This is a genomic window from Paenibacillus sp. E194 (assembly GCF_000935845.1).
Classification (GTDB): Bacteria; Bacillota; Bacilli; order Paenibacillales; family Paenibacillaceae; genus Paenibacillus_B; species Paenibacillus_B alvei_B.
In genome coordinates this window covers 1-6,403 of the sequence record NZ_JMDX01000289.1, presented here as the reverse complement: position 1 = coordinate 6,403, position 6,403 = coordinate 1, and the positions used below count along the sequence as shown (strand labels likewise).

General features: G+C 47.3%; 6 protein-coding genes. 1 reads left to right on the top strand and 5 read right to left on the bottom strand.

What is annotated here, in order from left to right; all coding sequences use genetic code 11:
- Positions 1 to 484 (bottom strand): S8 family peptidase (locus tag AZ66_RS25360; RefSeq protein WP_044357420.1); only part of this gene is annotated, 484 nt, incomplete at its 3' end.
- A gap of 154 nt (positions 485 to 638) precedes the next feature.
- Positions 639 to 1,583, bottom strand: a complete 945-nt coding sequence (locus tag AZ66_RS25355; protein WP_044357419.1) for a helix-turn-helix transcriptional regulator — start codon at positions 1,581 to 1,583, stop codon at positions 639 to 641.
- Between the two features lie 123 nt (positions 1,584 to 1,706).
- Between AZ66_RS25355 and AZ66_RS25350 the strand changes: the two genes are divergently transcribed.
- Positions 1,707 to 2,159: a VOC family protein gene (locus AZ66_RS25350; RefSeq protein ID WP_021258408.1), complete on the top strand. Its 453-nt coding sequence runs from the start codon at positions 1,707 to 1,709 to the stop codon at positions 2,157 to 2,159.
- Positions 2,160 to 2,250: 91 nt separating this feature from the next.
- On the opposite strand, the gene rsmG is transcribed toward AZ66_RS25350, so the two are convergent.
- The 3 genes from rsmG to mnmE form a co-directional block, all read right to left on the bottom strand.
- The gene (gene rsmG / locus AZ66_RS25345; protein WP_021258409.1) at positions 2,251 to 2,976 is read right to left on the bottom strand and encodes a 16S rRNA (guanine(527)-N(7))-methyltransferase RsmG; all 726 of its coding nucleotides are present in this window, start codon (positions 2,974 to 2,976) and stop codon (positions 2,251 to 2,253) included.
- A 69-nt stretch (positions 2,977 to 3,045) separates the two neighbouring features.
- Positions 3,046 to 4,944 (bottom strand): tRNA uridine-5-carboxymethylaminomethyl(34) synthesis enzyme MnmG, encoded by a 1,899-nt coding sequence (mnmG, locus tag AZ66_RS25340; protein ID WP_021258410.1) that lies wholly within the window; start codon positions 4,942 to 4,944, stop codon positions 3,046 to 3,048.
- A gap of 76 nt (positions 4,945 to 5,020) precedes the next feature.
- Positions 5,021 to 6,397: a tRNA uridine-5-carboxymethylaminomethyl(34) synthesis GTPase MnmE gene (gene mnmE, locus AZ66_RS25335; RefSeq protein WP_044357421.1), complete on the bottom strand. Its 1,377-nt coding sequence runs from the start codon at positions 6,395 to 6,397 to the stop codon at positions 5,021 to 5,023.
- Positions 6,398 to 6,403 lie beyond the last annotated feature (6 nt).

Below are 6,403 nucleotides of genomic sequence, written 5' to 3'. Positions count from 1 at the left end.
CGATATCTGAATGCAGAGACAAATTAATGACTCTCGCTCCATCTTCAATCGCACGCTGCATTGCCTCTGCAATCGTAGACGTGAATGCATGACCTTCAGGGGCGACCGCACGGTAAATGAGCAACGAGGCGCCAGGCGCTTGCTGTGCCACGATACCAGCAACATGCGTACCATGTCCCTTCTCATCTTGTGGATACTCATCACCTTCCACGAAGTCATGTGCCTTCACGATTCGATCCTTCAATAAGGGATGCTCCATATCTGCACCAGAATCGATGACGGCGACTTTAATTCCTTTTCCTGTGTATGGATCATCTGTCTTCGCTGCTGTATGAGATGGATCGAGCTTTGACCCACCTACAGGCAGTAGCGGCGCTTGAGCAGAAGCCGTCCCCACTCCAAGAGGAGTGACCAATACCCCAGCAGCAACAATCAAAGCGCATGAGACCTTCCATATCGGTTTGTACCAGCGATCTATGTTCATTCTATATTTCCTTCTCTCTAAGCCATTCATGATGTCTCATAAATCGTAACATAGGATAGAGAGGGAAAGATTTACGCCACTGTAATCTAGCTGCCCCAATTTTTCTCAGTTCAGTCCTGCTTGCTCCGCTGATAGATTCATAGCCTTCTCCTACTCAAGTAATTGAGGTTTGATAATGCTGTAAGAGCTGCTCTACCTTCGATTGAATCATTGTTCGTAATGATTCAGGCTTTACTGCTACCACATGACTGCCATACCTCATGAAATATTCGGCGATAAATGATTCTTCTCCTGGATTGTAGAATCCTGTAATGACAGTCTGTTCACCAACATCTAGTTTCATAGAAGGATAAGATTCTTTATAGAAGATGTCCTTGGCCTGTTCTTCAATTTCTACCTCAAATCGAATATGGCAAACCGACTGGTATAGTTCTAATGAGCGGCTAACTAGTTCATCAAGTGAAAAGCGAGATTCTTCTGCTTCCACCTGCATGGAGGTAACTTTATCGCATCGGAACACTCGATGTTGATTTGTATTTACCTCTATCCCTGTTGCGTACCATTGACCGTACTTAGCAGAAATTTTGAAAAATTGAACCCTATAACTCTTGCTGCCCTTATTCCGTGTATATTGAATGGTGCAGATGTTTTCATGAAGTATGCTCTTCAAGATTTGTTCCAAATAAAGACTTACATGATGATGCTGATTGCTTTCCAATTGCAGAACCTTTTTCATACTATGAATCTTCTTGATTTGTTCTTGCGAAAGGCACTTTTCAAACTTCTCATGCAGCTGACTGACATGTATATGAAATGGAGTAGATTGATAAGATTGCAGCGTCAGCATGGCGAAATACAGAGCGTAAACTTCATCAAGCGTAAAAATAATCGGCGATAGCAATCGATTCTGCAAAATACCATATCGCCCATGCCGTCCATATTCCGAATAGATAGGCATGCCTAATTGTTCTAACGAGCGAATATCACGTAAAGCTGTGCTTTTTGAAATCTGATACTTATCCATGAGGTCTTGTAAATTAAAGAACTCCCGACCATTTAAGTATCTGAGCATGTCTTGTAATCGTTCTGATTTATTCATGCGAATCTCCTTATAAAAGGTGTCATGATTTGATACCTTTAGCAATTATGATAAATTCAAGGCCATATATCAAATGCTAAAAGATATCCACCAACCATGATAATCCACAAGGAGACTGATACGATGAGCGCAACACTGGAAGTCGCTTTTTTCCTGTCCATGAACGGGCAAGCACAGGAAGCCATTCATTTTTACAAACAACATTTGAACGCGAAGGAATTGCTGATTGTGACCTATCAAGACATGGCGAAGCGTGACAGCTCCATAACGCTTACGGAGGACAACAAGAATCAGATTACCCACTCTGTCTTATCGATTGGCAGAACAAAAATAATGATTGCAGAAGATACAATGAACCCCGGGGAAGCCTATACAGTTGGCAATAACACGTCACTATGCATTCAGAGCGCTGATTTAGAGGAAATAGAACGGTTTTATGCCAGCTTGATTACGGATGAAAGGGTACGCATTATTGTCCCGTTATCGAGCAATATATTCAGCAAAGCCTACGGTATAATCGAAGATCCGTTCGGTATTCGCATCCAATTAATGTTTGATTCCAGATTACAATCATAGCCGCATTAGCTGCATCCACATCGAATGACACAAAAAAGAGGCCGAACGCTCTCGGCCTCTTATCCTTATTCCTAACTTGCCTTCTATTCATCTACACAATTGGTGTCTTCAGCGGCGTGCCGGGCTTGCGTGGATACGCCTTCGGTGTTGGCCCCTTCTTCGACATCACTACAATGTGACGCTCGGACTGCTCCACCGGAAGCTTCAATGCATAGTCAGCTGTGAATGTGGCCTGGAGCACTTGTAGGCTTCGCTTCGCCTCCACAATCTCTTCCTGTGGATCTGTCCCCTTCATCGCTGCGAATGTGCCGCCTGGACGCACGAACGGCAGGCAGAACTCATTCAGCACGTTCAATCTGGCAACAGCACGTGCTGTCACAAGATCATACTGATCGCGGTGCTCCGGCTTGCGAGCAACCTCCTCAGCACGTCCATGAATACAGCTAATCCCCGTCAATCCAAGCTCCTGCACCAGATGATTCAGAAATACAATTCGCTTATTAAGGGAATCAACAATCGTCAACTGAAAATGCGGGAACATAATCGCCAGTGGAATCCCTGGGAAGCCTGCCCCTGAACCGATATCCGCCATACGCTTGACTTCCTTCATATCGACATGGAAGCCTAGTGTCAGTGAATCGTAGAAATGCTTCTCGTATACGAGCTCACGCTCGGTGATGCCGGTCAAGTTCATCCGCTCATTCCAATCCACCAACACCCGATAATACGTCTCTAATTGATTCCACTGTGTATCTGTAATCGGCGGCCATCCATGTCCGGACAGCCAGCCTTGGAAATGTTCTTGTAATGCATCCATCACTGGCAATCTCCTCTTCTGCAGTTAGTGTCCCCATCCTGCATACTGGGCACAGCCCTCTCGTCTGAATTATGACTGAGCATGCTTCTCGGCTGTTACGCGGTTGTAATGCTCCAAGTATACAAGCAGGATCGAAATATCTGCAGGAGTTACACCAGAAATACGCGATGCTTGCCCAATCGACAACGGGCGAATCTTTGCCAGCTTCTGCTTCGCTTCCGACGCAATGCCATGAACCGCATCATAATCGATATCCTGCGGGATCAGCTTCTTCTCCATCTTCGCTAGACGCTCTACTTGCAGCAGCTGCTTCTCAATATATCCTGCATACTTAATCTGAATCTCAACCTGTTCCTTCATTTCTTCATCCAACTCAAGCGGCGAAGGGAATAACTTATCCACATGTGCATAAGATATTTCTGGACGTCGCAGCAAGGTAACAGCGTCACAACCGTTCGTAAGAGGAGCAGAACCCGCTTCTGCAAGCATCCCCTGCACGGCTTCATCCGGCTTCACCTTTGTTGCCTTCAAGCGCTCCATCTCTTGACCGACCAAGTCAAGCTTATGCTGGAACGCAGCATACCGCTCATCGGTAATTAGACCAATCTCATGCCCGATATCCGTCAAGCGCATATCCGCATTGTCATGACGAAGCAGCAATCTATATTCCGCGCGGGACGTAAGCAGACGATACGGCTCATTCGTCCCCTTCGTTACGAGATCGTCGATCAACACGCCAATGTAAGCTTGCGAACGATTTAAGATGACAGCAGGCTTGCCCTGCACCTTGCGTGCAGCATTGATGCCAGCCATAACCCCCTGCGCAGCAGCTTCTTCATAACCGGATGTTCCGTTAATTTGTCCAGCTGTGAATAAGCCATCCACCCGCTTCGTCTCCAAAGTTGGCCACAGCTGTGTTGGTGCGACTGCATCATACTCAATCGCATAACCAGTTCGCATCATTTCCGCATTCTCGAGTCCTGGGACTGAGCGCAGAATTTTCAGCTGAACATCTTCAGGCATACTCGTGGACAGTCCTTGTACATAATACTCAGCCGTGTCCTTGCCTTCCGGTTCCAGGAAGATTTGGTGCTTTGGCTTATCCGCAAAGCGAACGATCTTATCTTCAATGGACGGGCAATAGCGAGGTCCCGTTCCTTCAATAACACCAGAGAACATTGGCGCTCGATGCAAGTTCTCATTGATAATGCGATGCGTATTCTCCGATGTATACGTCAGCCAGCAAGGAAGCTGCTCATTATCGGAAGACTTAGTCTCATAAGAGAAAAACTTCGGATGATCGTCTCCAGGCTGAATTTCTGTTTTGGAAAAGTCGATTGTCCCTCCATTCACCCGCGGAGGAGTACCTGTCTTGAATCGAACGAGATCAAATCCGAGATTGCGTAAGCATTCAGACAGCTTCAAAGACGGTTGTTGGTTGTTCGGGCCGCTCTCATACATCAACTCACCGATAATTATTTTGCCCCGCAAATACGTACCTGTCGTTAAGACAACCGTTTTCGAGCGGAAAATAGCGCCTGATTTCGTGATGGCACCTACACATTTGCCGTCTTCCACGATCAATTCCTCGACCATGCCTTGACGCAGCGTCAAGTTCGGCGTTGTTTCTACTGTTTCCTTCATTTTTGCCTGATACAGTACTTTGTCGGCCTGAGCACGCAGCGCGTGGACAGCTGGGCCTTTCCCGGTATTGAGCATCCGCATTTGGATGAAGGTTTTATCGATATTGCGGCCCATTTCTCCGCCTAATGCATCGATTTCGCGTACAACATGGCCCTTAGCTGGGCCGCCAATCGAAGGGTTGCACGGCATGAAAGCAACCATATCTAAGTTAATCGTCAACAGCAACGTATTGCAACCCATCCGTGCAGAAGCAAGTGCCGCTTCACAGCCCGCATGGCCCGCTCCGATAACTATTACATCATATTGTCCCGCCTCAAATGGCATGGGGCTCCCTCCTTTAACAACTTTCTCTATAAACAGCACTCACGGCAACAAGGTCTTTTACCGTGATCACAACTCTCTATTTTCCAAGACAGAACTGGGAGAAGATCTGGTCAATCAGCGAATCGCCTACAGAGTCTCCAATGATTTCGCCGAGCAGCTCCCAAGCGGTGCGCACGTCGATTTGAATCATATCAATTGGTATTCCCTGCTGTGATGCCTCCACAGCGTCTTCTAATGCCCGTAGCGTCTTCTTGAGCAGCGCAATATGCCGTACGTTGCTGACATACGTCATATCCCCCGCTTCAATTCCACCGCTGAAGAACAACTCGGAGATCACCTTCTCTAGTGCGTCCACGCCTTCCTGCTCTTTCGCGGACATACGCACGATTTGGCTCTCGCCAAATGCCTCCTTCAACGGGGTATCATCCAACACCGTAGGCAGATCCATTTTATTCACAATGATAATCACTTGTCTACCCGTAATTTGCTCCATCCATTCCCGTTCATCCGGATGAAGCTCATCATTGTTGTTCACGACGAAAAGAATAAGGTCTGCTTCTTGGAGTGCACTGCGTGAACGCTCTACCCCCATTCGTTCCACCACATCCGTCGTTTCCCGAATGCCAGCCGTATCCAAGAGACGCAGCGGGATCCCGTTAATGGTTACGAATTGCTCGACCACATCGCGAGTTGTCCCCGGAATATCGGTGACAATCGCTTTATTATCTTGGGCAAGCGTATTGAGCAGCGATGATTTGCCGACATTTGGTCGCCCAATAATCGCAGTGACAATACCCTCCCTCAATATTTTCCCCTCAGATGCGGTCTTCAATAGCCGCGTCACTTCTTCCATGACTTGCCCGCATTTATCTTGAATAAAGTTGCTCGTCAGCTCTTCAACATCATGCTCTGGATAGTCGATATTCACTTCGATATGAGCAAGTGTCTCAATGAGTGTATGACGGAGCGACTTAATTCGGGTAGACAGTTGACCTTGTGCCTGCTTCATAGCGATGCTGAAGGCACGATCCGACTTCGAGCGAATGAGATCAATAACCGCCTCTGCTTGTGACAAATCAATCCTGCCATTGAGGAAGGCACGCTTCGTGAACTCTCCCGGCTCCGCCAGACGAATTCCCTGCTGAAGCAGAATATCCATCACCTTCCGCACCGAAATAATCCCGCCATGCGTATTGATTTCGACAACATCCTCCGTTGTGAATGAACGAGGGCCGCGCATCACGCTTACGAGCACCTCTTCTACTCGCTCCCCTGACTGTGGATCAACAATATGTCCATAATGTATCGTATGGCTGTCCGCCTCTGTTAGCTTCGTCTTTGAACGGAATATGCGATCCACTTCAGCGAAAGATCCTTCTCCGCTTACTCGGATAATCGCAATACCGCCTTCGCCAAGCGGTGTAGATACCGCTGCGATTGGTTCGTAATTCATCCTAAT